1 protein-coding gene is annotated in these 398 nt (G+C 62.3%); it reads left to right on the top strand.

From position 1 onward, the window contains the following. A partial coding sequence (locus SB822_RS55205; protein WP_410858860.1) for a proline dehydrogenase family protein occupies window positions 1-398 on the top strand: 398 nt, incomplete at both ends.

The following is a 398-nucleotide window of genomic DNA, read 5'->3' as shown; positions in this document are numbered from 1 at the left end:
CCGACCGTCTGGAGATCTCGCTCGATCTGCTCGAAGCGCTGTGCTTCGATCCCGAATTGGCCGGCTGGAACGGCATTGGCTTCGTGGTGCAGGCGTATCAGAAGCGCTGCCCGTTCGTGATCGAATACATTGTCGACCTCGCGCGCCGCAGCCGTCACCGGATCATGGTGCGCCTCGTGAAGGGCGCGTACTGGGACACCGAAATCAAGCGCGCCCAAGTGGACGGCCTCGAAGGCTATCCGGTCTACACGCGCAAGATTTATACGGACGTGTCGTATCTCGCGTGCGCGAAGAAGCTGCTCGGCGCACCCGACGCGGTCTATCCGCAGTTCGCCACGCACAACGCGCACACGCTGTCGGCGATCTATCACCTCGCGGGCAACAACTACTATCCCGGC

The sequence above is a fragment of the Paraburkholderia sp. SIMBA_054 genome (assembly GCF_046534875.1).
Lineage (GTDB): Bacteria > Pseudomonadota > Gammaproteobacteria > Burkholderiales > Burkholderiaceae > Paraburkholderia > Paraburkholderia hospita.
The sequence above is the reverse complement of the archived record's forward strand: the minus strand, read 5'-3'. Positions and strand labels throughout refer to the sequence as shown.